Source organism: Agrobacterium sp. fls2-241-TYG-188a, from assembly GCF_030209845.1.
The window spans coordinates 546762-573716 of the sequence record NZ_JARVRD010000003.1 but is presented as its reverse complement, the minus strand read 5'-3'; the positions used below and the strand labels follow the sequence as shown (position 1 = coordinate 573716).

At 58.7% G+C, this 26955-nt stretch carries 24 protein-coding genes; 15 read left to right on the top strand and 9 right to left on the bottom strand.

Features of this window, described 5'->3' with window-relative positions; genetic code table 11:
• Positions 1 to 73 precede the first annotated feature (73 nt).
• The 6 genes from gltB to QRN85_RS16685 all read left to right on the top strand — a co-directional run bounded on the left by gltB (position 74) and on the right by QRN85_RS16685 (position 8722).
• Entirely contained in the window at positions 74 to 4813 is a 4740-nt protein-coding gene (gene gltB, locus QRN85_RS16710) for a glutamate synthase large subunit (RefSeq protein ID WP_284759398.1), read from the top strand.
• A 57-nt stretch (positions 4814 to 4870) separates the two neighbouring features.
• Complete coding sequence (locus tag QRN85_RS16705) at positions 4871 to 5137, top strand: antitoxin (protein WP_103586646.1); 267 nt, start codon at positions 4871 to 4873, stop codon at positions 5135 to 5137.
• Positions 5134 to 5532: a type II toxin-antitoxin system VapC family toxin gene (locus QRN85_RS16700; protein WP_284759395.1), complete on the top strand. Its 399-nt coding sequence runs from the start codon at positions 5134 to 5136 to the stop codon at positions 5530 to 5532. The genes QRN85_RS16705 and QRN85_RS16700 overlap by 4 nt, the downstream gene beginning before the upstream one ends.
• Before the next feature lie 21 nt (positions 5533 to 5553).
• The gene (locus QRN85_RS16695) at positions 5554 to 7011 is read left to right on the top strand and encodes a glutamate synthase subunit beta (protein WP_113093562.1); all 1458 of its coding nucleotides are present in this window, start codon (positions 5554 to 5556) and stop codon (positions 7009 to 7011) included.
• 345 nt (positions 7012 to 7356) lie between these two features.
• The gene (locus QRN85_RS16690; RefSeq protein WP_284759393.1) at positions 7357 to 7938 is read left to right on the top strand and encodes a DUF1349 domain-containing protein; all 582 of its coding nucleotides are present in this window, start codon (positions 7357 to 7359) and stop codon (positions 7936 to 7938) included.
• A gap of 331 nt (positions 7939 to 8269) precedes the next feature.
• On the top strand, positions 8270 to 8722 hold the full coding sequence (locus tag QRN85_RS16685; RefSeq protein WP_284759392.1) for a GNAT family N-acetyltransferase: 453 nt from the start codon (positions 8270 to 8272) through the stop codon (positions 8720 to 8722).
• A gap of 308 nt (positions 8723 to 9030) precedes the next feature.
• On the opposite strand, the gene QRN85_RS16680 is transcribed toward QRN85_RS16685, so the two are convergent.
• A complete protein-coding gene (locus QRN85_RS16680) occupies positions 9031 to 10272 on the bottom strand; it encodes an SGNH/GDSL hydrolase family protein (RefSeq protein ID WP_284759607.1) in 1242 nt (413 codons plus the stop codon).
• A gap of 164 nt (positions 10273 to 10436) precedes the next feature.
• Positions 10437 to 11660 (bottom strand): lytic murein transglycosylase, encoded by a 1224-nt coding sequence (locus tag QRN85_RS16675; RefSeq protein WP_062584488.1) that lies wholly within the window; start codon positions 11658 to 11660, stop codon positions 10437 to 10439.
• 197 nt (positions 11661 to 11857) lie between these two features.
• Here QRN85_RS16675 and galU point away from each other — a divergent pair, with 197 nt between their 5' ends.
• On the top strand, positions 11858 to 12745 hold the full coding sequence (gene galU / locus QRN85_RS16670) for a UTP--glucose-1-phosphate uridylyltransferase GalU (protein WP_062584490.1): 888 nt from the start codon (positions 11858 to 11860) through the stop codon (positions 12743 to 12745).
• A gap of 55 nt (positions 12746 to 12800) precedes the next feature.
• Here the strand turns inward: galU and QRN85_RS16665 are convergent, their stop codons facing one another.
• Positions 12801 to 14315 (bottom strand): surface lipoprotein assembly modifier, encoded by a 1515-nt coding sequence (locus QRN85_RS16665; protein ID WP_284759391.1) that lies wholly within the window; start codon positions 14313 to 14315, stop codon positions 12801 to 12803.
• A gap of 271 nt (positions 14316 to 14586) precedes the next feature.
• On the opposite strand from QRN85_RS16665, the gene QRN85_RS16660 reads away from it, so the two are divergent.
• Positions 14587 to 15582 (top strand): KpsF/GutQ family sugar-phosphate isomerase, encoded by a 996-nt coding sequence (locus tag QRN85_RS16660; RefSeq protein ID WP_062584494.1) that lies wholly within the window; start codon positions 14587 to 14589, stop codon positions 15580 to 15582.
• Between the two features lie 64 nt (positions 15583 to 15646).
• Here QRN85_RS16660 and QRN85_RS16655 read toward each other — a convergent pair whose 3' ends face one another.
• From QRN85_RS16655 to QRN85_RS16635, 5 genes are all read right to left on the bottom strand, one after another.
• On the bottom strand, positions 15647 to 16270 hold the full coding sequence (locus QRN85_RS16655; protein WP_502870790.1) for a hypothetical protein: 624 nt from the start codon (positions 16268 to 16270) through the stop codon (positions 15647 to 15649).
• A 98-nt stretch (positions 16271 to 16368) separates the two neighbouring features.
• Positions 16369 to 16494, bottom strand: coding sequence for a type B 50S ribosomal protein L36 (gene ykgO / locus QRN85_RS16650; protein WP_062584498.1), 126 nt, complete (start codon positions 16492 to 16494; stop codon positions 16369 to 16371).
• Positions 16495 to 16621: 127 nt separating this feature from the next.
• The gene (locus QRN85_RS16645) at positions 16622 to 17713 is read right to left on the bottom strand and encodes a 5-(carboxyamino)imidazole ribonucleotide synthase (protein ID WP_284759389.1); all 1092 of its coding nucleotides are present in this window, start codon (positions 17711 to 17713) and stop codon (positions 16622 to 16624) included.
• The gene (purE, locus tag QRN85_RS16640) at positions 17710 to 18210 is read right to left on the bottom strand and encodes a 5-(carboxyamino)imidazole ribonucleotide mutase (protein WP_082469587.1); all 501 of its coding nucleotides are present in this window, start codon (positions 18208 to 18210) and stop codon (positions 17710 to 17712) included. The genes QRN85_RS16645 and purE overlap by 4 nt, the downstream gene beginning before the upstream one ends.
• Positions 18211 to 18223: 13 nt before the next feature.
• Positions 18224 to 18427 (bottom strand): YdcH family protein, encoded by a 204-nt coding sequence (locus QRN85_RS16635; RefSeq protein WP_062585544.1) that lies wholly within the window; start codon positions 18425 to 18427, stop codon positions 18224 to 18226.
• A gap of 234 nt (positions 18428 to 18661) precedes the next feature.
• Between QRN85_RS16635 and QRN85_RS16630 the strand changes: the two genes are divergently transcribed.
• Positions 18662 to 18838, top strand: coding sequence for a YdcH family protein (locus tag QRN85_RS16630; protein WP_082469588.1), 177 nt, complete (start codon positions 18662 to 18664; stop codon positions 18836 to 18838).
• Positions 18839 to 18945: 107 nt separating this feature from the next.
• On the opposite strand, the gene QRN85_RS16625 is transcribed toward QRN85_RS16630, so the two are convergent.
• Positions 18946 to 19704 (bottom strand): sulfite exporter TauE/SafE family protein, encoded by a 759-nt coding sequence (locus tag QRN85_RS16625; protein ID WP_284759388.1) that lies wholly within the window; start codon positions 19702 to 19704, stop codon positions 18946 to 18948.
• A 106-nt stretch (positions 19705 to 19810) separates the two neighbouring features.
• Between QRN85_RS16625 and QRN85_RS16620 the strand changes: the two genes are divergently transcribed.
• From QRN85_RS16620 to QRN85_RS16595, 6 genes are all read left to right on the top strand, one after another.
• The gene (locus tag QRN85_RS16620) at positions 19811 to 20464 is read left to right on the top strand and encodes a thiamine phosphate synthase (protein ID WP_062584504.1); all 654 of its coding nucleotides are present in this window, start codon (positions 19811 to 19813) and stop codon (positions 20462 to 20464) included.
• Positions 20465 to 20472: 8 nt separating this feature from the next.
• Complete coding sequence (locus QRN85_RS16615) at positions 20473 to 21666, top strand: tetratricopeptide repeat protein (protein ID WP_284759387.1); 1194 nt, start codon at positions 20473 to 20475, stop codon at positions 21664 to 21666.
• A 140-nt stretch (positions 21667 to 21806) separates the two neighbouring features.
• Positions 21807 to 22607 (top strand): inositol monophosphatase family protein, encoded by an 801-nt coding sequence (locus tag QRN85_RS16610; RefSeq protein WP_062584508.1) that lies wholly within the window; start codon positions 21807 to 21809, stop codon positions 22605 to 22607.
• Positions 22608 to 22970: 363 nt separating this feature from the next.
• Positions 22971 to 23990, top strand: coding sequence for a flagellar motor protein MotA (locus tag QRN85_RS16605; protein ID WP_113219869.1), 1020 nt, complete (start codon positions 22971 to 22973; stop codon positions 23988 to 23990).
• Between the two features lie 2 nt (positions 23991 to 23992).
• Positions 23993 to 25024, top strand: a complete 1032-nt coding sequence (locus tag QRN85_RS16600; protein ID WP_112962830.1) for a peptidoglycan -binding protein — start codon at positions 23993 to 23995, stop codon at positions 25022 to 25024.
• Between the two features lie 268 nt (positions 25025 to 25292).
• Entirely contained in the window at positions 25293 to 26939 is a 1647-nt protein-coding gene (locus QRN85_RS16595; RefSeq protein WP_284759386.1) for an FAD-binding dehydrogenase, read from the top strand.
• The last annotated feature ends 16 nt before the right edge of the window (positions 26940 to 26955 follow it).

Below are 26955 nucleotides of genomic sequence, written 5' to 3'. Positions count from 1 at the left end.
CAGAAATCGGGGCAAGGCAGAGCATCCGCCTCTCTGCGTGAAGCCATGCAACCTGTTGCAGGAGGGATGAAACATGACGATCAAGCTGGAAGGCGAACACGCCACCGCTGCCGCTACCAATGACTGTCCGACCAGCGTCGAGGCCAAGGCTGACGTGCGCGCGACAATCGGCGGCCTGCCGGAAAAGCAGGGTCTTTATGATCCGCGCAACGAGCATGATGCCTGCGGCGTCGGCTTCGTCGCGCATATGAAGGGTCAGAAGTCTCACCAGATCGTCAAGGACGGCCTGTTCATTCTGGAAAACCTGACGCACCGCGGTGCTGTCGGTGCCGATCCGCTGATGGGCGATGGTGCTGGCATTCTGGTGCAGATCCCCGACCGTTTCTTCCGCGAGGAAATGGCGCTTCAGGGCGTCACCCTGCCCAAGGCTGGCGAATATGCCGTCGGACACATGTTCATGCCGCGCGTTGCCGAGCGGATCGAGCATTTCAAGAAGGTCATCATCGATGTCATCGCGGAAGAGGGTCAGCAGTTCCTCGGTTTCCGTGATGTGCCTGTTGATAATTCCTCGCTGTCGAAGGCGCCGGATATCGCTGCCACAGAGCCGCACCACGTGCAGGTCTTCATCGGCGCTGGCCGTGATGCCGCAACCAACGCCGATTTCGAGCGCCAGCTGTTCCTGATCCGCAAGGTCATTTCCAACCGCATCTATAATGAAGGTGGCGGCAAGGAATCCCAGGAATTCTATCCGGTTTCGCTGTCCTCCTCGACCATCGTCTACAAGGGCATGTTCCTGGCCTATCAGGTTGGTGCCTATTATAAGGACCTGGCCGACCCGCGTTTTGAAAGCGCCGTGGCACTGGTTCACCAGCGTTTCTCGACCAACACCTTCCCATCCTGGAAGCTGGCGCACCCATACCGCATGGTTGCCCATAACGGCGAAATCAACACGCTGCGCGGCAACGTCAACTGGATGGCGGCGCGTCAGGCCTCTGTTGCCTCGCCGCTGTTCGGCGAAGACATTTCCAAGCTCTGGCCGATTTCCTACGAAGGACAGTCGGATACTGCATGCTTCGACAACGCGCTCGAATTCCTCGTGCGCGGCGGCTACTCCATGGCCCATGCTGTCATGATGCTCATCCCCGAGGCCTGGGCTGGCAACCAGTCGATGTCGCCGGAGCGCAAGGCATTCTACGAATATCACGCCGCGCTCATGGAGCCATGGGATGGCCCGGCTGCCGTTGCCTTTACCGATGGCAAGCAGATCGGTGCAACGCTTGACCGTAACGGCCTGCGTCCGGCCCGCTATCTGGTTACCGACGACGACCGCATCATCATGGCGTCCGAGGCTGGCACATTGCCGGTGCCGGAAGAGCGCATCATCAAGAAGTGGCGTTTGCAGCCCGGCAAGATGCTGCTCATCGACATGGAAAAGGGCTCGATCGTCTCCGACGAGGACGTCAAGCACGAGCTTGCCGCCAAGCATCCTTACCGTACATGGCTGGATCGCACCCAGCTGATCCTCGAAGATCTGAAGCCCGTCGAGCCGCGCGCGCTGCGTCGCGACGTGTCGCTGCTCGACCGTCAGCAGGCCTTTGGTTACACCAGCGAAGACACCAAGCTTCTGATGTCTCCGATGGCGACCACCGGTCAGGAAGCCATCGGTTCGATGGGCACGGATACGCCGATTTCGGCCATGTCGTCCAAGTCGAAGCTGCTTTACACCTATTTCAAGCAGAACTTCGCGCAGGTTACCAACCCGCCGATCGACCCGATCCGCGAAGAGCTGGTGATGAGCCTTGTCTCCTTCATCGGCCCGCGTCCGAATATTCTGGACCACGAGGGTGCAGCCCGCGCCAAGCGTCTGGAAGTGCGCCAGCCGATCCTGACCAATGGCGATCTGGAGAAGATCCGCTCCATCGGCCATACGGAAGACCGTTTCGACACGAAGACGCTCGACTTCACCTATGATGTGGAGCGCGGTGCCGAAGGCATGCCTGAAATGCTCGACCGCCTGTGCGAGCGTGCGGAATCCGCTGTTCGCGGCGGCTACAACATCATCGTGCTGTCGGACCGTCAGATCGGACCGGACCGCATCGCCATTCCAGCGCTTCTGGCAACGGCTGCCGTCCACCATCACCTGATCCGCAAGGGTCTGCGCACCTCGGTCGGCCTCGTGGTCGAAACCGGCGAGCCGCGCGAAGTCCACCATTTCTGCCTTCTGGCAGGTTATGGTGCCGAAGCCATCAATCCCTATCTCGCCTTCGATACGCTTCTGGACATGCACAAGCACAATGCATTTCCAAAGGAAGTGTCCGAGGAGGAAGTCGTTTATCGCTACATCAAGGCGGTGGGTAAGGGCATTCTCAAGGTCATGTCCAAGATGGGCATTTCCACTTACCAGTCCTATTGCGGCGCGCAGATTTTCGATGCCATCGGCCTGTCGTCGGAATTCGTCGAGCAGTATTTCTTCGGCACCGCCACGCAGATCGAAGGCGTTGGCCTGACCGAAATTGCCGAGGAAACCGTATCGCGCCACACCGACGCATTCGGAAAAGACCCGATCCTCGCCAGCACGCTGGATATTGGTGGTGAATATGCCTACCGCATGCGCGGCGAAAGCCACGCATGGAGCCCGGATGCCGTTGCCACCCTGCAGCACGCCGTGCGCGGCAACAGCCAGGAGCGGTATCGCGAATTCGCGGAAATGGTCAACGACACCAATCTGCGCATGAACACCATTCGCGGCCTGTTCAAGGTGAAGTCCGCCGAGGCACTCGGCCGCAAGCCGATCTCCGTCGATGAGGTCGAGCCTGCGGTTGACATCGTCAAGCGTTTCTCCACCGGCGCCATGTCCTTCGGCTCCATCAGCCGTGAAGCGCACACCACGCTGGCCATTGCCATGAACCGTATTGGCGGCAAGTCCAACACGGGTGAAGGCGGCGAAGAGTCCGACCGTTACCTGCCGTTGATGAACGGCCAGGCCAACCCGGAACGCTCTGCCATCAAGCAGATTGCCTCTGGCCGCTTCGGTGTGACGACGGAATATCTCGTCAATGCCGATATGCTGCAGATCAAGGTCGCGCAGGGTGCAAAGCCCGGTGAAGGCGGTCAGCTGCCTGGTCACAAGGTGGATGCAACGGTTGCCAAGACCCGCCACTCCACACCGGGCGTTGGCCTCATTTCGCCACCTCCGCACCACGATATCTATTCCATCGAAGATCTGGCGCAGCTGATCTACGACCTGAAGAACGTCAATCCGGAAGCGGATGTTTCCGTCAAGCTCGTGTCTGAAGTGGGCGTCGGCACGGTTGCCGCCGGTGTTGCCAAGGCGCGCGCAGACCATATCACCGTGTCAGGTTTTGACGGCGGCACGGGTGCGTCTCCGCTCACCTCGCTCAAGCATGCCGGTTCCCCATGGGAAATCGGTCTTGCCGAAACACAGCAGACGCTTGTCATGAACGGCCTTCGTTCGCGCATCGCGCTGCAGGTGGATGGCGGCTTGAAGACGGGCCGCGACGTCATCATCGGTGCTCTCTTGGGCGCCGACGAGTTCGGCTTTGCGACGGCTCCGTTGATTGCGGCTGGCTGCATCATGATGCGCAAGTGCCACCTCAACACCTGCCCAGTGGGTGTTGCCACGCAGGACCCGGTTCTGCGCAAGCGCTTCAAGGGCACGCCGGAACATGTCATCAACTACTTCTTCTTCGTGGCCGAAGAAGTGCGCGAAATCCTCGCTTCGCTTGGCGTGTCCAAGCTGGATGAGATCATCGGCGCTTCCGAACTGCTGGAGAAGGATGAGATGCTGGCCCACTGGAAGGCCAAGGGTCTCGATTTCAGCCGCATCTTCCACAAGGTCGATGCGCCGAAGGAAGCGACCTACTGGACCGAGCGCCAGAAGCACCCGATCGACGACATTCTCGACCGCAAGCTGATCGAGAAGTCCATGCCATCGCTTGAAAACCGCGAACCCGTGGTTTTCGAAGTGCCGATCAAGAACGTCGACCGTTCCGCCGGTGCCATGCTTTCGGGCGCGCTTGCCAAGCGTTGGGGCCATAAGGGCCTGAAGGACGACACCATCCACGTGCTGCTGCGCGGCACGGCTGGCCAGTCCTTCGGCGCGTTCCTTGCACGCGGCATCACCTTCGATCTGGTGGGCGATGGCAATGACTATGTCGGCAAGGGTCTCTCGGGTGGCCGCATCATCGTGCGTCCTCCGGAAAATGCCCGCATCGTCGCCGAAAATTCGATCATCGTTGGCAACACGGTGCTCTATGGTGCCATCACCGGCGAGTGCTATTTCCGTGGTGTCGCGGGTGAACGCTTTGCAGTGCGCAACTCCGGCGCCCTTGCTGTTGTCGAAGGTGTGGGTGACCATGGCTGCGAATACATGACGGGTGGTATCGTTGTTGTTCTGGGTGAAACCGGACGCAACTTCGCAGCCGGCATGTCTGGCGGCGTCGCCTATGTTCTCGATGAGAAGGGCGACTTCGCCAAGCGCTGCAACATGGCCATGGTTGAGCTGGAGCCGGTGCCGGAAGAAGACGACATGCTGGAAAAGCTGCACCATCACGGTGGCGATCTCATGCACAAGGGACGTGTAGACGTTTCCGGTGACATGACGCGCCACGACGAGGAGCGCCTCTACCAGATGATCTCCAACCACTTCCACTACACCAACTCCAACCGCGCCAAGGACATTCTTGACCGCTGGAGCGAGTTCCGTCCGAAATTCCGCAAGGTCATGCCGGTCGAGTACCGCCGTGCGCTTGAGGAAATGGAACGGATGCGCATGGGCGTGGCGGCGGAGTGAGTTGGGGTTCGACAAATCCTGTGATATGCTTTGTCATATCACAGGATGGAGGCGGTCATGAATGTCGTCAAGATTGCGCAGGTCTTCAACAATGGGAGAAGCCGAGCCATTCGAATTCCCAAGGAATTCGAGTTCGAAGCGGATCAGGTGGAAATCAGCATGAATGAAAATGGTGATCTGCTTGTTCATCCGGTGAGGACGCCTCGCTCTCCTGCGGGTTTGGTGGCGTGGCTGCGCACACTTGAGCCGCTTTCTGAAGAGGACCAGATGCCTGAAATTGAGGACTACCCACCGGAGCCTGTGGACATCGATTTTCCAGAATGAGGTATTTGTACGACACGAACATCATCTCCAACCTGATCCGATCTCCTGAAGAGAAGGTGGGCCAACGCACGGCGGAACTTGCGATTGGGGACTTGGGGACGAGCATCATTGTGGCGGCAGAACTTCGATTTGGATGTCGCAACCGCGGTTCACGGCGGCTGGAAATGCTGGTTGAGCAGGTTCTGGCAGACTTCGAGATAGCACCTTGGGCATCGCCTGCGGATATGCACTACGCCGAGATACGCAGCACCTTGCAGAAGCAGGGTCAGTTGATCGGCCAGATGGACATGCTGATTGCCGCCCACGCGCTCGCGCTCGATGCGGTGGTCGTGACGGATAATGAGAAAGAGTTTTCCCGGGTTCCGGGATTGAAAGTTGAAAATTGGCTGCGATAGCGCCGCAGAAGGAACTGAAGCATGGGCAAGGTTACAGGTTTTCTGGAAATAGATCGTCAGGTTGGCAAGTATCAGCCGGCGTCGGATCGTATTCGCCATTTCCGGGAATTCACCATTCCCATGTCGGACCCGGAAGTGCAGAAGCAGGCTGCGCGTTGCATGGACTGTGGCATTCCCTATTGCCACGGCCCGACCGGCTGCCCGGTTCATAACCAGATCCCCGACTGGAACGATCTGGTCTATAACAACAACTGGGAAGAGGCGATCCGCAACCTCCATTCTACCAACAACTTCCCGGAATTCACCGGCCGTGTCTGTCCCGCACCGTGCGAGGAAGCCTGCACGCTGAACCTGGAAGATGCTCCGGTTGCGATCAAGACGGTCGAGCAGGCCATTGCCGACAAGGCCTACGAGCTTGGCTTCATCGTGCCGAAGCCTGCCACCGTCCACACCGGCAAAAAGGTCGCGATCATCGGTTCCGGCCCATCGGGTCTGGCTGCTGCCCAGCAGCTTGGCCGTGCTGGCCATGAAGTCCATGTTTATGAGCGTGAATCCAAGGCTGGCGGTCTGCTGCGCTATGGTATTCCCGATTTCAAGATGGAGAAGAACTTCATCGATCGCCGCGTCGAGCAGATCAAGGGCGAGGGCGTGACCTTCCATTACGGCGTCAATGTCGGCGTGGATGTCACCGTTGAAACGCTGACGGCTGAGCATGATGCCGTGCTGTATTGCGGCGGCTCGGAAACACCGCGTCCGGCTGGTATCGGCGGCACGGATTTCCATGGCGTTCATGATGCCATGCCGTACCTCGTGCAGCAGAACCGCCGCGTCGGCCGTGAAAACATCGACAGCGTCGGCTGGCCGTCCGATCCGATCCTGGCGGGTGGCAAGCATGTCGTCGTCGTTGGCGGTGGCGATACGGCGTCTGACTGCGTCGGCACGGCATTCCGTCAGGGCGCGGTGAAGGTCACCCAGCTCGACATTCGCCCGATGCCACCTGAGAAGGAAGACAAGCTCGCCGTCTGGCCCTACTGGGCAACCAAGATGCGCACCTCCTCGTCGCAGGCCGAAGGCGCCGTGCGTGAATTCCAGGTCGCAACGCTGGAATTCGTTGGTGACGAAGACGGTGTGCTGACCGGTGTGAAGTGCTGCCAGGTGGATGAGCGCCGCAAGCCGATTGCCGGCACGGAGTTCATCATCAAGGCCGATCTCGCCTTCATCGCCATCGGCTTCTCCGGCCCGTTCACAGACAGCGTTCTGAAGGAACTGGACGGCAAGCTGACGCTCAACACAGACCGCCGCGGCTCCACCAACGTCGTCGCCAATGATCGCGACTACAAGACCTCGGTCGACAAGCTCTGGGTAGCCGGCGACGTTCGCCGCGGCCAGTCCCTCGTCGTCTGGGCCATCCGCGAAGGCCGCCAAGCCGCCCGCGCGATTGATGAAGCGCTCATGGGCGAGACGCTTCTGCCGCGTTAAGGCCCAGCGATTGAAAATAAGAAGCCTCCGAGGTTCTACCCATCGGAGGCTTTTTTGTTGCTGAGCCGTTTTCGACGCAGTGATGGGACGCGATGTGCTGACCCGCCTTGAAGGGTCATTCCGAACTGGCCGAGCAAGCTACAATCGATGCATTGTCCTTGACGGAGCCGCGAGCTGTCTGTCGGTTCTTCTGATTTTCGTGAGCGACCAGAATGTCCGCAAGGAAGCCTGCAGGTGGAAGACGCTTGTCAGACCTTGCCTGTTGGCAGCAATTGGTTTCTCTAGGAACACTGCTACTCGCGAGAAGCGGCTAAGCAGGTCTGCCAATTGTCATAGGAGACGCCCTTGCAGAGTCTGAGAGATGGAAAGTGGCTTAATGAGCCCACGCAAGCAAAGGCTTCTGATGTCGAGCTTTCCGTAAAGACTGACGCCAACACGGATTTTTGGCGTGAGACACATTATGGCTTTGTGCGCGACAGCGGCCATTTCTACGCGTTCCGGGCTGATCGTGATTTCACCGCCCAGGTTCGTGTCCAGGCGCATTTCGAGCATCTTTACGATCAGGCTGGCCTCATGGTCCGGCTCGACGAAAGACGGTGGGTCAAGACCGGGATTGAATTCTCGGATGGATATGGCTTGCTCGGCAGTGTGCTGACGAATGGAAACTCCGACTGGGCAACCGGGCGATATGACGGCAACCCATCAGATTTCTGGATAAGGGTGACCGTCCAGAGCGGCGTTTTGAGAATACAGGCTTCGAACGATGGGAAGACTTGGCCACTTGTCCGCCTCTGCCCATTCCCGGAAGCGGATCATTATCTCGTTGGCCCAATGTGCTGCACTCCCGAACGTGCAGGCCTGGAGGTTAGATTTAGCGAGTGGCAATTGGGTCGGGCTCTGGGCAAAGACCTCCACGACCTGACTTAATGCCGGAACGCATTATCTAGAAGTCGCAGCTTTCTGCCGCAAAAGCGAACAAAGTCTTTCATGATCGATGATCGCTTTCAGAAACGGCAAACGGGGGTGGTACAGCCGTTATGATGGCGCGGAGCCGGCTTTGGCGTTTCAGACGGGAATATCCAGGTCAGCTCCCGACATAAATGGCGTCATTGACCATGTGCCGGATGCGTCCTAAAAGCCGAAAAACGGCAGGAGATTGATGCGCAGAGGCTTGTGATTCCGACCGCAGAAAGCGGCTTCACCCGGCACCAGCACCTGGTTGCCGGACCACTTCGCATATTTATTCTTCGGAGTTATCATGAAAAGTCATGACGTTGTCATCCGGCCCTATACGCCGGACAGCGATTTGAAAAAGCTGTCGCGCATCTGGCTCGATGCCTCTTTGTTGGCCCATCCTTTTATCGGTGAACAGCGCTTGCATAAGCAACGAGTGCTGATTGAAGATCGGTATTTGCCCAATGCCGAGACGTGGGTCGCGTGCATAGACCATCAACCCTGCGGGTTCATCAGCCTGCTCGATACGTTCGTCGGGGGGATTTTCATTTCTCCCGACCGGCAGGGTCTCGGTATCGGACGTCAGCTTATCGCTCACGCCCTGAGCCTTAAAGGGAGGTTGGAGCTAGAGGTTTACACCGACAACCGGCAGGCCATGGCTTTCTACATGGGCCTGGGTTTTCAGGAGCTGTCGCGCCGTCCCCGCGATGATGAAGGCTACGCTTTTGAAAATGCACGTTTGCGTTTGATGGGTTAAGTCTTTCGTCGGGTGGCGGCAAAGGCCGCCGCCCGGCTGCCGGTTTGGCCAATGCAAAATCCAAGGCCCGCAGTCTGCTAGCCACTCCATCTCAGACCTATTTCCTGCAATGACAGCTTCGGGCCAGCCGTAAGCTTCAGCCGTTTTTTCGCCCCGGACAATTCCGCGGCAGACGCTCATCCATCAGGGCGTCGACTATGGCCAGTCACGATGGCGGTGAGCTTTGCGGTCAGATCTCAACGGATCAGCAGCGCTGGGTTGGGGGGTACACGTAGGGGAATGGCGTTGCCGTTCACGATGACGTCGGTCTACTTCGCTGCCGTTTCGCCAAGTGCTGGCATTCTGTAATCGTCCACGCGGCCAAGCGGGGCGTCATCCATAAGGCCTCGTTTTGTCAGCTTCTCACGGGGGGATTCGGTGACAGAAAGGCGAGGCGCGGGCTTATCTCCTAGCAGTACGTCGCCGCCATCCAGATCCGGGTCGGTCAGGCTGATCGGCTGGGTGCGGACCTGTTGGGCGTCGATGCCAAGGGCCGGCAGAGAGGTGAGGGCTGGCAGGTTGCTGCCATCGAGTGTCGTCAGGTCAGGGCTTGCGCCATCGAGATGGCGGCGTACGAATTTCTCGACATAGAAGGCGAGCTTCTGCTTGCCTGCCTGCGTCATGCCGATGCCGTCGGCCTCGCGCAGACGCGCCTGCTGGCCGTTGACGTCGTAGCCTGTCGTCACGAATTTGCCGCCCTCGTCTACAAATCCGTCCCATACATCGACGAATTCGCCGCCTGCCTTTTCTATATGGCTGCGGTATAGGCGGTTGAATGCAACAAAATCGGCTGTGAGGGACGGGGACTGGAAGGCTGGCAGGCCAACCCACAAAACCGGCACCTGGCTGCGTTTGGCTATGGCAATCAGCGCGTCGATGCGCTTCTCATATTCCCGGAGCCAGGCTTCCGTGCCGTATTTCTCCTTGGTATCGCCAATCACCATCTGCTGACGGTCGTTCGATCCCATCATGATGACGATCGTCGCGGGCGATGTTTCCTTGAGAAACTGCGGCAGGGTGGAAAACCAGTCGTAATAATCGGTACGCACAAGGCCTGACGATCCGTTCGAGCGCACGTCCACCGCGATGGCGGGCGATGTCTCGAATGTGGAGACCAGAGCCTCACCCATGCCGCCTGCGAGAAAATCACCGATGACCAGAACCCGCCGCGCATTCTCCAGCTTTTCGACAGGCGCGGGTGGCGTGGTTCTCATCTGCACGACGGAAGGTGTCTTGCGGGGTGCCGAAGGGCGCACCACGGCCCTGTTTTCGCGTGATGGCGATTGCGGTGGTGGTCTGCGCATTCTCTGTTCACGGCGCTGCGGCGCGTAGAGGCGATCATTGCGCAGATTTGGTCCGCCAAACAGCATTTCCAGCAGGTTCCGTCGTTCCCGCGGCTCCTGCGCTTCGGCATGAGACGTCATGGCGGGAAGGCAAATGGCAACTGAAAGAAGGAGCACGCCACCACGCCTTGCAAGGGTGGCGAGCGTGCGTGAAAAACATGGCGACATCCCCGTCGATACAGGGGCCATGCCGCATGATTGCGGCTTGTCTTTGCGCAAGGAGGTGCGAGCCTCCTTGCCAGATCTGTCGCCAATCATTCTGTTCACCACGGCGTGAACCTCCCGGACGGTTTATTATTATTTTCTAACTTTGTTCCCGCCCGCGGGTCCTGTCAATTGCGCAATGCGCGCAGCAGCTTGCGAGACGGTTCGCCATCATTTTCCATGCCCATTCGCCGCTGGATGGCGCTGATGGCAGCCTTTGATCCAGAGCCGAAATTGCCGTCGACCTCGCCATCATAATAGCCGAGTTCCTTCATGCGGGTCTGCAGCTCGAATTTTTCCTTGATGTCGAGCGTATTTTCCGGGCGCGGCCAGGATTGCTGCATTCCGCCATAACCGGCAATTTCGTCTGCCAGAAGGCCGACTGCGAGCGCGTAGCTGTCCGAGGCATTGTATTTCTTGATGGTGAAGAAGTTCTTCGTCATCAGGAAGCCGGGGCCGTTCGCGCCGCCCTGCATCTTCAGCATGGCGCGGTCGGAACCGCGCGGGAAGCCCTTGCCGTTTGGACGCGCAAAGCCGAGTTTCTGCCATTCAGCCATGGATTTGGTCTGGCCCTCATAGCGGGCGCCGCCATTGGGAACGGCGGTTTCATAACCCCAGGTCCGGCCCGGCTCCCAACCATTCTTGGCCAGAAGATTTGCAGCCGTTGCCAGAGCATCGGGGATAGAGTGCCAGATGTCGCGCTTGCCATTGCCGTCCGCGTCTACCGCATAAAGAAGGTAGCTCGTGGGAATGAACTGCGTGTGGCCCATGGCACCTGCCCAGGAGCCGGTCAACTGCCGTGGCGTGACGTCACCTGCCTGCAGGATTTTCAATGCGGCGATCAACTGTGTCCTGGCAAATTTCCCACGCTTGGGATCGGAATAGGCAAGGGTCGCCAGCGCCTGCGGAATGTTGTGCAAACGCTCCGGCTTTTCCAGCACGGCCCCGTAGTTGGATTCCATGGACCAGATGGCCAGAATGATGTGTTTGTCCACCTTGAAGTTCCGCTCGATCCAGTTGAGCGTGGTGGCATGTTTCATCTTCATTTCCTGGCCGATGCGAACGGTATAGGGGTTCACGCGGCTATCGACATAGTCCCAGATCTTTGTGGTGAACTCAGGCTGGAACGTCGCCTTGCGAAGGGCGTCCGGATCTGGCTCGGTCACGCCGGCAAATGCCTTTTGATAGGTCGATTTGCTGATGCCCTCTTTTGCGGCGGTCGCATAGAACTGGTTGATCCATTGTCTGAAACCTGCGTCAGCATGGGCGGAGGCTGGCGCCAGCGCAATTGTTGCTGCTGCAAAGGCCATGCAGCCAAATTTACGGACGTGGGAAAGGATCAGCTTTTTCATCGGCAGTCTTCCGTTTTATCGAATTTCATTTCGATTGCGAGATACGCATCGGGCTTCACGATGTAATACCAACTCAAGGTCAACAAATTCTTTACCATTAACCAAAGGTAACAGCACTCTTTACAAAAGTTTGCCACTTTTAGGATAACAAAGTCGTGCGTGGTTTTTGATCCAGTTGAGTCTCTCAGGAGGAATGTGTGGTAGAAAAGAAGAAAATTCGGAAAGCTGTTTTCCCGGTCGCGGGTCTTGGAACGCGTTTCCTGCCTGCAACAAAGGCGGTTCCGAAGGAAATGCTGACCGTGGTCGACAAGCCGGTCATCCAGTATGTGGTGGATGAAGCCGCCGAGGCCGGTATCGAGCATTTCGTGTTCGTGACGGGTCGCGGGAAGGCCGTGATCGAAGATTACTTCGACATTCAGTTCGAACTGGAGCAGATGTTGCGCGAGCGCAACAAGAATGCCGAGCTCACCTTGCTTGCAGGCCTTCTGCCGAAGGCCGGTACCGCAAGCTTTACCCGCCAGCAGGTGCCCCTCGGTCTCGGCCATGCGGTATGGTGCGCCCGCGATATCGTCGGCGACGAGCCCTTTGCGGTTCTCTTGCCCGACATGATCATGCATTCGCAGAAAAGCTGCCTCAAGGGCATGGTCGATCTTTACGACCAGACCGGCGGCAACGTGATCGCCGTTCAGGAATGCGAACCCGACCAGGCCCATAAATATGGCATCGTCGGCGTTGGTGAAACGGTCGGCGAAGGCTTCAAGATCACTGAAATGGTCGAAAAGCCTGCCAAGGGAACAGCGCCATCCAACTATTACATCAATGGTCGCTACATCCTGCAGCCTGAGATTTTCGGCATTCTCGAAAATCAGGAACGCGGCGCTGGCAACGAAATCCAGCTGACCGATGGCATGTTGGCGCTGGCCAAGAGCCAGGAATTTGCCGGTTATCGCTTCAACGGCGAGACCTTCGATTGTGGCGCCAAGGATGGTTTCATTCTTGCCAACCTCGCATTCGCGCTGGAACGTGCGGATATCCGTCCGTCCATCGAAGAGCCTCTCAAAGCGCTGGTCAACCGCTTGAAGTAACCTTCGGCAGCAATGACTGAACTGGAAATCCCGGCCTTGCGCCGGGATTTTCGTTTCAACGCTTCAATGTCAGGCCAGCACCGATCCGCCAGGTGCTGTCGTCTGTCGCCGGTGTCGTCTCGTAGCTAATATCCGTGGTCAGATCGAGATAACGGTTGATGCCCCAGGTCAAACCTGCGCCCGCAGAATATTTGGTCTGATCCTCGATGGCGGATGTCAGATAGGACCGGCGCTCAAGCCCCGCTGTCAGCCGGGCAACGAGATCGCTGCGCAACTGCTGTGTCAGACCCATCGTCAATTCGCGCGAAACCCAGCCACCCCTCGCGCCGCCCGCAAAATCCTCGATGGTGGTGCGCAGGCCAAGATTGACATCCGTACCGCGCTGCGGCGACCAGACAAGCGTGCCGTCGAGAGACAAGGCGTCGATGGCGGACAGCCTGCTGTCATCATATCCCCGGCGCAGATAACCTATGGCGGCTTCACCCTTCAGCTTTTCGCCGAGATCGAGCTGCGTGCCGGCCTTGATGCCGTAGGTCTGGGAGGAGCGCTCGTAGCCGCTGTTGTCACGGGTCTGATCGTAATTGGTCAAGGCAGCCGTGGCCTCAAGAAAAGGTATGAGGGCAGGGGACAGTTCATATCCGATACGCCCGCGCAGGCCCGCCCCATAACGGTCGCGGTCGGCAAGGCTGATGGACTGGCCGTTGATGCCTTTCGCATCCGTATAGACGGTCCGCGACAGTTCCAGCGCCGCAAGCGCCTTCAATATTCCGACATTACGCTCAATCGAAGCGCCGCCGGTAAAGATATGTTCGCCGCCCTGGACCGAGGCTCCCGAAACTGCGTTCGGATCGCTGGTATCTTCACGGCTGAAGGCGTAGCCTGCGGTCAGATTGGCCTGTGTGCCATCACCGAGATCAAGGCGCAGATCGGCTGCAATATTGGCGCTCGGTTCCTCACCCGCACTGCTGCCGCCCAGATTGCGCTGATAGGCGCCTTCACCGGTCACTGTTAAAGCGTGGCGGGACCAATCGCTCGTCAGCGTGCCGCGAATTCCCGTTGTGAGAAAATTGCGGTCGCTCGACCCACCCGGGAATTTCTTGGCTTCATGGTTGAGGGTCTGGCTGATGGAGGGGCGAAGCGTCAATGTGCCGATGCGAATGCCCGGCGTCAGGGTCGGGTCATTGACGACAACATTCTCGCCACCATCGACGGTCGGCTCATAGGGATTTTGCGGATCCTCGTAAGCAGCCGTCGCTTCATCGGCAGGCGAGGAAATATCCTCATTGAGAGTGGTCGTGCTGCGCAGGCTGCCGGTCGCTACCGCATCTGTCGCGGCAGGGCTGGTGGGCGTAACCGGCTTACGGCTGACACTATCCGGGTCGATGACGGAAAGGTCGTTCCGATCCGGGAAAGGATCGGCGCTGGTCAGGGGCCGGGCTCCACCCGTTGTTGCCTGCGGGCCAGTGGACTGTGCGAAACTGTCCGTTGGACACAGCACTGTGCAGGCCAGCAGCAGGGCGGCTGCCTTCCGCCACGTCGAAAGACGTTCTGCGGGGCTGTGAATGACCATGCTTGTTCGTATCCGAATCCGGTTTAATGACTGCCAGGGACAAACACGCAGATCGCTTATGTCTCTTGAAATAAGCGAATATTGGCATCTGACGCTGCTTCTTTGAACCGTCATGGTGCCTTCGCCGGGTTATTTTATGGTTAACATTTTGTGAAAATCGGTACTCAAAGCCAGCTGGCGGTAACCTGTATGCAGTGGAGCGGCGGAAAAGCGCATTATGGCATCGGTTGTCCAATAGACAGGATTTCTTGAAAAGAGTATCTGTCCGGCCATGATTACGAGAGCTGTGACATTGGTTGAAAACCACGCCATCGAGTCCGCACTAAGGACGGTTTCCATTGAAAAGCAGGGTCTTGCTGCGTTGGAGGCTGCGCTGGCTGGCCCGTTGGGCGATAGTTTCTGCAAGGCCATCGATGCCATCGGCAGTTCTGGCGGACGTCTCATCATTACCGGTGTCGGGAAAAGCGGCCATATCGGCGCAAAGCTGGCGGCAACATTTGCCTCCACGGGGACGCCTGCCTTCTTCGTCCATGCGGCGGAGGCCAATCATGGCGATCTCGGCATGATCAGCGGCAATGATGTCGTTCTTGCCATTTCCAAGGGCGGAGAGAGTGTCGAGCTTCGCAGCATCATCAATTATACCCGCCGTTTCTCCATACCGCTGATCGCCCTTACCTGTTCAGAGCAGGGCTCGCTGGCGCGGTCTTCCGACATCGTTCTGCTTGTTCCCGATGAGCAGGAAGCCTGCCCGCATGGGCTTGCGCCGACCACGTCGACCATGATGCAGCTTGCGCTTGGCGATGCGCTGGCAATTGCCCTTCTGGAAGCGCGCAGCTTCACGGCGGGGGACTTCCGTGTCTTCCATCCGGGCGGAAAGCTGGGTGCCAGCCTCGCGCTGGTGGGGGACATCATGCACACCGGAGACAGGCTGCCGCTGGTTCAGAAAGGCACGTCGATGCCGGATGCCGTCGGCGTTCTCTCTCGCAAGCATTTCGGTTGCGTGGCGGTGCTGGACGATGATGGCCGCCTCTGCGGCATCGTTACCGAAGGCGATATGGCCCGCAATCTCTCGCGCAACCTGTCTGAACTGTCCGTCGATGACATCATGACCAGAACGCCGAAAACAGTGACCCGGAATGTTCTGGCCACCGCAGCGCTTGCGACCCTGGAAAAACATCATATCGGCGCGCTCATCGTCGTCGATGAAGACAATCGCCCAATCGGGCTTGTACATTTCCACGATCTCTTGAGAATCGGCGTCGCCTGAATAAGTTTTGGCGCTCAGCGCTGCCCTGCCAGAAAAGGCTTTCAGCTGCGGTGCCTGCGCAACCTCAGCTGCGCGTTCCCGCCAGCTTTTCGGAAAGATCGCTCGCTTCTTTCTGGGCTTCCTTGTCGGCGGGGTAGAGCGCCAGATATCGCTCCCACACCTTCAGGGCAAGCGCATCGCGCTCATTGCTTTCCAGAATATTGGCAAGGCTTGCAAGGGCAGGGAAATAGCGTGGCTCCCGCTCCAGTGTCTGGTTTAGATCAGACATGGCCTTGCGGACATCGCCATCCGAATAGTGAACCAGCGCGCGGCGATACCATGCCTGAGCATAGTCGGGATCGAGGAAAATTGCCTGATCGAGAAAATCGTAAGCTGCGGCCTTACGTTTCTCGTCGGCGGCTTCCTCGGACCACTTCACAAGCAGATTGATCGTCGCGCTGCCAGAATCATTCCACTCGCCAATAATCTCGTTGGCGATCACACGCGCCTTCTGGGCGTCGCGTTCTTTTTTCAGGTTTTCAAAGAGAGTGCCGATAGATTGATTTTGCGTGGCTTCGGACTGCAAAGGCGCAGTGTCCGCTGCGCTCCCTGGTGCCTGTTCGGCGGCTGGCAGGTTTTGACCTGCGGAGGGGAGGGCGGTAAAGCCAAGCATGACAGCAGCGAGAGCATGAAAACAAAATTGGCGCATACAGATAGAATAATCCGCCTGCGCCAATTATGAAATCAAATTCTGGATGCTATCAACAATGTGATCCGTCCCGGGACGAACCGCAGCGCAATCCACGATCAGCCCTGACGAGCCTTGAAGCGTGGGTTCAGCTTGTTGATGATGTAGACGCGGCCCTTGCGGCGAACCAGACGGTTGTCGCGGTGACGTGCCTTAAGCGCTTTGAGCGAGTTCTTGATCTTCATTTTTCTGGTCCGCAGTTTGGCGCGACGTGTTTTGCCACGCATATCTAAACAATCAAAAGCGCGCTACGAGGGCGCGCCTTTTTCGGTTGGCAGGCAAATACCTTGTCAGTCTTTGCCTGTCAACACGTCAAGGAGTCTTTTGCCGGGAAAGACTTGGTTTTCCGGGGTTCACCAGCTGTGTGACATGGCCCATTTTCCGGCCCGCACGTGCTTCGGTCTTGCCGTAAAGATGGACAAGGCAATCATTTTTCGAGAGCCATTCCGGCACGTCATTCATGTCGTCGCCGATGAGATTGGTCATCACGCAGTCGGAATGGCGGTGCGTCGCGCCAGCAGGCAATCCCGCCACGGCGCGAATATGCTGTTCAAATTGCGAAACCACGCAGGCGGCTTCCGTCCAGTGGCCGGTATTGTGCACGCGCGGCGCCATCTCGTTGGCCACCAGAGATCCATCCGGCAGCACGAAGAATTCGATGCCGACAACGCCGACATAATCGAGCGCGGCAAGCAGTTTTTCAGCCGATTCGACAGCAACGGCCTTTGCTGTGTCGTCCAGCTGCGCGGGAACGGTCGAGGTGTGCAATATACCGCCCAGATGGACGTTTTCCGCCGGATCGTAGCAGGTGACGGTTCCATCCTGAAAGCGGGCGGCGATGATGGAGACTTCACGCTCGAAGGGTACGAAGCTTTCGAGAATGAGCGGCACGCCACCCAGCGCGTCGAATGCACCGGTCAGGTCTTCGCCACCCTTGAAAACCCGTTGGCCCTTGCCGTCATATCCCATGCGGCGGGTCTTCAGCACGCCCTTGCCACCGAAATCGGCAAGTGCGGCTTCGAGCCCGGCTTGATCGTCCACGGCGCGGAAATCGGCTGTGGGGATGCCGCAATCGTTGAGGAAGCGCTTTTCCGTCAACCGGTCCTGAGATGCGTTGAGTGCCTGTGCCGGTGGGTAGACCGGAACGGACGCGGCCAGTGTCTGCGCGGCGACGACAGGCACGTTCTCGAACTCGTAGGTCACGACGTCACAGATGCCTGCCAGCTCCGCCAGCGCCTTTTCATCGTCATAGGCGGCAACGATCTGGCGATTGCAGACCTGGGCTGCCGGACAATCGGCCTGCGGTTCCAGCACGATGGTGCGAAAGTTGAGGCGGGCAGCCGCCATGGCCAGCATACGGCCAAGCTGGCCGCCGCCGATAATGCCGATCGTTCCAGATTTCATTGTGGCGTATCCAGGGGGTATTCGGCAATGGCCGCCGTCTGGCGGGCGCGGTACTCGTCAAGCCGGTCAGCCAGATCCTCATCGGACAGGGCCAGCACCGCTGCGGCGAGAAGTGCCGCGTTGATCGCGCCTGCGCGTCCAATTGCCAGCGTGCCGACGGGAATGCCGGCTGGCATCTGGACGATGGAGTAGAGGCTGTCCTGTCCGGACATCGTCTTGGATTGAACGGGCACGCCAAAGACCGGGAGCGGCGTCAGCGCCGCCGTCATGCCGGGAAGGTGGGCCGCACCGCCAGCACCGGCGATAATGACCTTGAAACCTTCATCGCGCGCGCCGCTGGCAAAGCTGAACATGCGTTCTGGCGTACGGTGGGCGGAAATGATGCGTGCTTCATATTCCACGTCCAGCGCATCGAGCGTATCGGCGGCGTTTTTCATGGTTTCCCAGTCTGACTGGCTTCCCATGATGATGGCGACAGGCGGCGTCTCTCTACTCAACGGTCTCTCCGTCTCAAGCAATGATATCGGGGATGATCTGGTCTTCGATCTGGGTCATCTTGTCCTTGATGATCAGCTTCTTCTTCTTCATTCGCTGAATTCGCAATGCTTCGCAGTTGGTCTGGATCATCGCGTTGATCGCCGCATCGTAATCTTCGTGCTCCTGCCGCAGTCTTGCGAGCGCGAGCCGAACATCCGCATGGTCCTGATCAGGCATGTCTTTGTCCCCATATGATACAACCGGACCGCCATCCGGCCATTTTGTTGTCGGTCTTCGTGCCTGTACCACCAAATGGCGATAACGGGAAGTTTCCCGTGCGACCATTTTGCCCAACTATTGCCTTGATTCCTCCTTCGACAATTCAAAGTTTCCATGTCACATTACCTTCGTAAACCTGAAACTCCAGCGATGGAGCGCTGGAGGTAGGTTCAACAAGGAAGGACGTGCCGCATGACCATTCAGGCTCATATTGCATCGCTGGAAAAGAAACACGGTGCTCTTGAGGAGGAGCTCGAAACCGTTCTCGCTTCCCCCTCCTCAGATGATCAGCAGATTGTGGATTTGAAACGCAAAAAACTGCGCCTGAAGGACGAGATGCAGAGGCTGCAGGCCTCCACTAGGCATTAAACAACCGGTGTCGCCAGCTTCACGATTGAAGCGGCTTTAAGAATTCGGCCCTGATTGCTGTCGCGATCAGGGCCTTTTGATTCGTGCGGGTAAAGGTTGCAAAAATCTCAGGTCAGGGCGTCCCATAGAAGTTTCAGCGCCGCCAGAAACACCATCGAATACATCAGCGGGTAAAAGATCGCGGGCTTGAGGTATTTGACGACCCGCGCGCCGACCATCGTTGAGACGATGGCGACTGGCAAAAGCGTGAAGGCCGCCATGAGATTGGCCGTATCCAGTGCCTCGAGTGCAAAATAGGAAACGAGCTTGATGGCATTGACGATGGCGAAAAACCGGACGCTGAGGCCGGTATAGCTCTTCGGATCGAGCTTCAGCGGCATCACATAGATCTGGAAGGGCGGGCCGCCCGCATGGGCCACGAAACTGCAATAGCCGGAAAATGTGCCCCAGATCGTCGCCTTGACCCGATTTTGCGGCTTTGCAACCACCTCGATCTTCCGTCCGACGAAACGCTCGTAAAAATACTGGGCGACGAAGATGATCGTGACGACAGCCAGAACCAGACGCATCGTATCGGCGGAAATGATGGCGGATGTCGCCCAGCCCACCGCAACCCCGATCAGCGCACCGGGAAGAAGGATAAGCAGAGTTTCCTGATGGTTATGATGTCGCCATGCCCATAATGCCACAAGATCCATGACGATAAGGATGGGAAGGAAAATGGCTGCGGCCTGCACCGGCGAAACGGCAAGGGCCATCAACGGCACGCCCATCAGCGCCAAAGCGCCGCCGAGCCCGCCCTTGGAAAGGCCGACGAGGATGACTGCGGGAATGGCAACGAGAAAAAAATGGAAATCGGGCAGCATGGATGGACGGTTGATCCTTTCGCCTGTCCGGTCTATCGGAATTAGAACATGAAAACGAGTGCAGATTGCGCGCCGGGCGTCCTGTCTGCGGAAAATGGATAAATCGATGAGTGGACCTGAAGATCGTTGCCGCCTCGTTCTGGTCGTTCCTGCTGGTGTTGATGCAGCCGATCAGGCAAAGGCCCTGGAGGATGCGTTGCGCGGCGGCGATGTCGCCTCCGTGATCGTTCCGCAATATGATCTCGATGACGGCGCCTATCAGAAGCGCGCAGAGGTTCTGGTGCCCATCATCCAGGAAGCAGGCGCTGCTGCGCTTCTGGCAGGAGACAGCCGGGTGGCCGGGCGCGTCAAGGCGGATGGTCTTCATATTGTCGGCGGCGCAGAAGCCCTTGCCGAAGCTGTTGAGAAATTCACGCCGAAGCTGATCGTCGGCGGCGGCACGGCGGATGATCGCCACAAGGCGCTCGAGCAGGGAGAGTGCACGCCCGACTACATGTTCTTCGGCAAGCTTGATGGCGATATCAAGCCGGAAGCGCATCCGAAGAACCTTGCGCTTGGCGAATGGTGGGCATCGATGATCGAGATTCCGGCTATCGTGATGGGCGGGCTCGATGTGGCCTCCGTCGCGGCGGTTGCCGAAACCGGCGTCGAATTCGTTGCCCTCAGGGACGCCGTCTTCGCGCACGCGTCAGGCCCGGCGCAGGCCGTTGCGGAAGCGAATGCCCTGCTTGACGAAAAAGCGCCACGGTTTGGCGGTTGATACAGGCGATGATCGCTCGCTCTCGTCCTTCTTCGTTGTCGTTTTTCGCTCTCGTCCTGGCCTTGTGCCTGGCGCCTCATCTGGTGCTGGCGCAAAACCCGCAGCCGCAGCAGCCAGCCTTGCTGCCCGGCGTAGGCGAGCAGCCGCCTGCGGATGCCACGCCTTCGGAAGAAGACACGGATTTCGGACCGGCAGCGCCGGAAGGGCCGGAGGTTCTCTCGCGCCCGTCCGAGGCGGGCGCAGAGCCCATTCGCAAGGGCCGTGTGGGAAGCGACGAGCAAAAGGATTTGCAGCCATCGCAGGGCGTGACAGTCTATCAGCGAATGGGCGCCGAATTGCCACCCTTGCCGCCGGAGAAGAAATTTTCTGGCAAGGTTGACGAGGCCTTCGGGCATTATCAGCGCGGCGAATATGTGCAGGCGCTCGACAAGGCTCTGGCGCGTGCGCAGACCGGCGACGCTGCCGCACAAACCCTCGTGGCGGAAATGATGTCGCGCGGGTTCGGCATTGCCCGCGACGAGAAGACGGCGGCCTTCTGGTACGAGCAGGCATCCAAGGGCGGTGACGCTGTGGCGATGTTCAAATATGCGCTGCTGTTGATGGAAGGCAAGGTCGTCAAGCGCGACAAGACCCTTGCGGATGACTACATGCGCCGCGCCGCAGAAGCGGGCAATGCGGAAGCCGAGTTCAACTGGGCGCAGATCCTCGTATCGCAGACGCCTGGCCCGGCTGGACTTCTGGCGGCGCTGCCATTTTACGAGAAATCGGCCGAAAAGGGCGTGGCAGACGCGCAATATGCGGTCTCGCAGATCTACTTCAACGTGAAAGACATTCCGCAGCAGAAGAAGGCGCGCGCCCGGGAATGGCTGACGCGGTCCGCAAAGGCCGGTTTTGATACCGCGCAGGTGGATCTCGGCGTCTGGCTGGTCAACGGTACGGGTGGCGAACGCAACCTTGAAGAAGGGTTTCGCTGGCTGCTCGGGGCCGCTCAGCGCGGCAATGTGATTGCGCAGAACAAGGTCGCGCATCTCTATATCCAGGCGCTCGGCACCCGTCCCGATCCGGTGGAGGCGGCCAAGTGGTATGTGCTGTCGCGCCGTGCCGGGCTCAAGGATCCTGCGCTGGAAGACTTCTATCTGGGCATAGAAGAGGACCAGCAGAAGAAGGCAATAGAGGCTGCCAACCGGTTCCGTCCGGCCTGACAACGGCCATATCCAGGCTTTTTGCCTTGAATTGCAGCGCGTTTTGTGGTCTTGAACCGCAAACTTTCCATCAGAAACCATATCCGCGTGCCTGCCAGTATTCCGGCTCGCAGGCTCAGCCACCTTTCAGGAACATTTTCATGGCCCGTTCAGCCCTTCTCAATGTCATGGTTCAGGCCGCTCTCAAGGCAGGAAAATCCCTGTCTCGCGATTTCGGTGAAGTGCAGAACCTGCAGGTTTCGGTCAAGGGACCGGGCGATTTCGTCTCGCAGGCCGATCTCAAGGCGGAAAAAATCGTTCGCGACGAGTTGATGAAGGCTCGTCCGACCTATGACTTCCTGGGTGAAGAAGGCGGCGAGGAAAAGGGCTCGGACGGCGCGCATCGCTGGATCGTCGACCCCCTCGATGGCACCACCAACTTCCTGCACGGTATTCCGCAATTTGCGGTTTCCATCGCTCTGGAGCGCAATGGCGAAGTCGTCGCCGGTGTCATTTTCAACCCGGCCACGGACGAGCTTTTCACTGCAGAGCGTGGCAGCGGCGCGTTCCTCAACGATCGCCGCATTCGCGTTGCCGCGCGCAGGCAGATCACCGATTGCGTCGTCAGCTGCGGTGTTCCGCATCTGGGTCGTGGCAATCACGGCAAATTCCTGGTTGAGCTTCGCCATGTCATGGGCGAAGTGGCAGGCGTGCGCCGCTTCGGCGCCGCGTCGCTGGATCTCGCCTATGTTGCTGCCGGTCGACTGGACGGTTTCTGGGAAGCCGATCTTGCCCCATGGGATATGGCGGCAGGGCTCGTCCTCATTCGCGAGGCCGGTGGCTTCGTCAGCGACATGAAGGGTGGTCAGGACATCTTCGGCACAGGCAGCGTGGTTGCCGGCAATGAATATATCCACAAGGCTTTGAACGAAGTGGTCAACCGGCCTGTTCCGGGCCGGTAATACAGGCTCGCGCCGTCAGGCCGGGCTTCATGCGATATCCGGCGGCGATGTCGCAAGGGCAAAAGACTCCATTGCAATCAGGAACTTGAACGCAGTGGAGCCCCCCTCAACTGTGGGATGAGACAAGGAAGCTGTCGCCGGGTAAACGGGATCTGGCGGCCGGCGCCACCTCTCCAAATGGCGGTTCGCGATCTTTACGGCCAGGCAATCACGCCGTCATGGAAAAAGCCTTGGCGTGTTACCGGCTTTTCACTTCAATTCGTCTTAATTTTCCACTAGCTTCCGGTCAGAACCGTGATCACGCCTGCTGCGACCTTAGATGGTCGTGCGGATGTTGCGGCAATGCCAGAGGGAATGAGAATTATGGCGGATACGGAACGGCTCGATGTCGGCGTCGAGAAACCGGTGACGAAACAATATCTTCACAAGCTGTCGAGCCCCACGCCCTTTTTATGGACGATGGTGATCTTTCTGATCATCGTCGCATTTCTGGCTGCCATTCTCTTTCGTCAGGCCCAGACTGCTTTCATGACCAATCCGGGTCTGAACGGCTTTATTCTCGGCGTTCTGGTCATTGGCATCATTCTCGTTTTTACGCAGATCCTCTCGCTTCGCCCGGAAGTTCGTTGGTTCAACAACTATCAGGCCGCTGGCACCGTGGAAAAGGCCGGTCGCGCGCCGAAACTGCTGGCCCCCATGCGCTCCGTCATCGGCAAGCGTGGCGAGATGCGCCTGTCGACGGTTACGCAGCGATCATTGCTGGATTCGATTGCGACGAGACTGGACGAATCACGGGATACGTCGCGCTATCTCATCGGCCTTCTGGTGTTTCTCGGCCTTCTCGGCACGTTCTGGGGCCTCATCGGCACCATCGGCGCCATCAGTGATGTTATTCAGGGGCTGGACCCGACGGCGGGGGAAAGCACCGATATCCTCTCCTCGCTGAAATCAGGGCTTACTGCGCCTTTGTCCGGCATGGGAACGGCGTTTTCCTCGTCGCTGCTTGGTCTCTCCGGCTCGCTTATCCTTGGCTTTCTTGACCTGCAGGCCGGGCGCGCCCAGAACCGGTTTTATACCGAGCTTGAAAACTGGCTTTCCTCCGTAACAGATCCGGGTACGGATCTGGCTGGTGAAGCAAAGGGCAGCGGCTACGGTGCCGTTGGAACGGAACGGTCGCTGGCCGCAATGACCAGTCTTGCGGAAGGTATTCAGGGCCTGGTCAAGAACATGCGCGGAGAGCAGCAGATGCTACGCGACTGGATCGAGGCGCAGCAGGAGGAGTCTCGGTCGCTTCGGCGCACGCTCGACCGTCTGTCCGCCCGAATAGACGCCGAGCAGAAAAGCGCCGGTCGCCCTGTTCGACACGATAACGGGAGCGAGTGATCATGGCGCTTGCGCGCAACCGCCGTCGCGATCGCGGTGTCGATTACTGGCCCGGCTTCGTCGATGCCCTGTCGACGCTGCTCATGGCCATCATGTTCCTGCTGACCGTTTTCGTGCTGGCGCAATTCGTGCTGTCGCGGGAAATTTCGGGCAAGGATGAGGTGCTCACCCGGCTGAACAACCAGATTGCCGAATTGACCGAGCTGCTCGCGCTGGAAAAAGGCAGCAAGCAGGATATCGAAGATACGCTTGCCAATCTGCAATCCACTCTGGCTGCGTCGGAAAATGAGCGGTCGCGCCTGCAATCGCTGCTGGATTCCGGCGCTGGCAACAGCTCCGCTGCCAATGCCCGCGTCGGGCAGTTGTCCAGCGAGCTGGAAGATGCCCGTCAGGCCGGTGCGCGCGCGTCGTCGCAAATCGACCTGCTCAATCAGCAGATTGCAGCCCTTCGGGCGCAGATCGCCTCGGTCGAAGCCGCTCTTCAGGCCTCTGAAGCAAAGGATGAATCGTCTCAGGTCAAAATTGCCGATCTCGGTCGCCGTCTCAACGTCGCGCTGGCGCAGCGGGTACAGGAACTGAACCGCTACCGCTCCGATTTCTTCGGGCGGCTTCGCGAAATCCTTTCCGACCGAGAGAATATCCGTATTGTGGGCGACCGCTTCGTTTTTCAATCGGAAGTGCTGTTCCCATCCGGTGGCAATGATCTGAACCCGGAAGGACAGGCAGAGATGGGCAAGCTTGCCGCTGCGATCATCGATCTTGCCAAGGAAATCCCGGCAGAAATCAACTGGGTTCTGCGCGTGGATGGTCATACGGACAACGTTCAGCTGTCCGGCTCCGGCAGGTTCCGTGACAACTGGGAGCTATCTTCGGCACGCGCAACCTCCGTGGTGAAGTATCTCATCTCCAGGGGGGTTCCGGCCAATCGGCTGGTCGCTGCGGGCTTTGGCGAATTTCAACCGTTGGCCGCTGGCGATACACCGGAAGCCCGGTCGCAGAACCGTCGCATCGAGTTGAAGCTGACCGAACGATAGCAGCGGAACTTCCGCTGCCGCAGCAGCGCGGTGTCTGGGTTCTCGGTGAGGATGCGCCAGACGCTGCACCTTCGCTTTCATTGATTTTCCTGCTGAGACGGAGCTTGGCGGTGTCGCGGTATCGTTTGTGATCCCGGGCAGCATGAATTCGTGCGCTTGCGAGCATGGCAGGATAGCTTCCCCATCATCATGCAAAACTGGCTTTGGCCGGTCGTTGCAATCCATTGACGTTCGCGTAAAAGTAAGGCGAATCCGCCGGGAGGGGTCGATGGAGAAATTTGACGTTATCGTTGTCGGGGCTGGACTGGCCGGGTTGGTGGCCGCGACGGAGGCTGCGGATCGAGGCCGCAAGGTCTGCCTGCTCGATCAGGAGGGGGAGCAGAATCTCGGGGGGCAGGCTTTCTGGTCCCTCGGTGGGCTGTTTTTTGTCGATAGTCCTGAACAGCGTTTCATGCGTATTCGCGACAGCCTGGATCTCGCCCGTCAGGATTGGGCGGGTTCAGCTGCCTTTGATCGCTCAGAAGACCAATGGCCGCGTCGTTGGGCGGAGGCCTACCTTGATTTCGCAGCCGGTGAAAAGCGGTCGTGGCTGCACGGCCTGGGTATGCGCTGGTTCCCCGTTGTCGGATGGGCCGAGCGTGGCGGCGCGAAGGCCGATGGTCACGGCAACTCCGTTCCCCGTTTTCATGTTACCTGGGGAACAGGGCCCGGCGTTCTTGCTCCCTTTGTCCAAACGGCGAAGGCCCATGCGGATGCGGGCAGGATCATCTTCAGATTTCGCCATCAGGTCGATGCTCTGGAGGCTATAAATGGCGTTGTGAGCGGGGTCTCCGGCACCGTTCTGGCCGCTGATCCGGTGCAGCGGGGCGGGAAAAGCAGCCGGGTTGCCGTCTCGCATTTCCGGTTCGAGGCGTCCGCCGTAGTGGTTACGTCAGGTGGAATTGGCGGCAATCATGAGCTTGTGCGTCGAAACTGGCCAGTCGAACGTCTGGGTGAGCCGCCTGCCGATATGGTCTGTGGTGTGCCGGCCCATGTCGACGGGCGGATGATCGGTATCACCGAAGCGGCGGGTGGTGCCGTCATCAACCGCGACCGCATGTGGCACTATACCGAAGGCGTGAAAAACCACGATCCGATCTGGCCCAATCACGGCATTCGTATTCTTCCCGGCCCTTCATCCTTCTGGTGTGACGCGTATGGCAACCGGCTGGAGGCTCCCGCCATGCCGGGCTTCGATACGCTCGGTACGCTGAAGATGCTGCGTGAGAGAAAAAGCGATTACAGCTGGTTCATCCTCACAAAGGCAATCATCAAGAAGGAATTCGCACTGTCCGGTTCCGAGCAAAATCCTGATATCACCGACAAGAATATTCGGCTTCTGCTGAAACGCCTGGGCAAGGAGCCTCCGGGTCCGGTGCAGGCCTTCATGGATCGCGGCGAGGATTTTGCCGTGCGCGACTCGTTGGAGGAGCTGGTAAAAGCCATGAACGATATCAGCGGCGAGGGGAGGCTGGACATCGGCCATATTCGCACGCAGATCGAAGCGCGTGACAGGGAGCTGGTCAACGGGTTCAGCAAGGATGCGCAGATCACCGCCATCAGGGGTGCGCGAAACTATCTCGGCGACAAGCTGATGCGGACCGCCAAGCCGCACCGGCTGCTGGACCCCGCCGCTGGCCCGTTGATTGCAGTGCGATTGCATATCCTTACCCGCAAGACGCTGGGCGGGCTGCACACGGACCTCTCTGGCCGCGTGCTTGACGGCTCTGGTCAGCCGGTGCCCGGGCTTTATGCCGCGGGCGAAGTGTCAGGCTTTGGCGGAGGCGGTATGCATGGATATAACGCGCTGGAAGGCACCTTCCTTGGTGGCTGCCTCTTCTCCGGCCGCGTTGCGGGCCGGAGTCTGGATGCCTAGAGCCTTTTCATTCAAC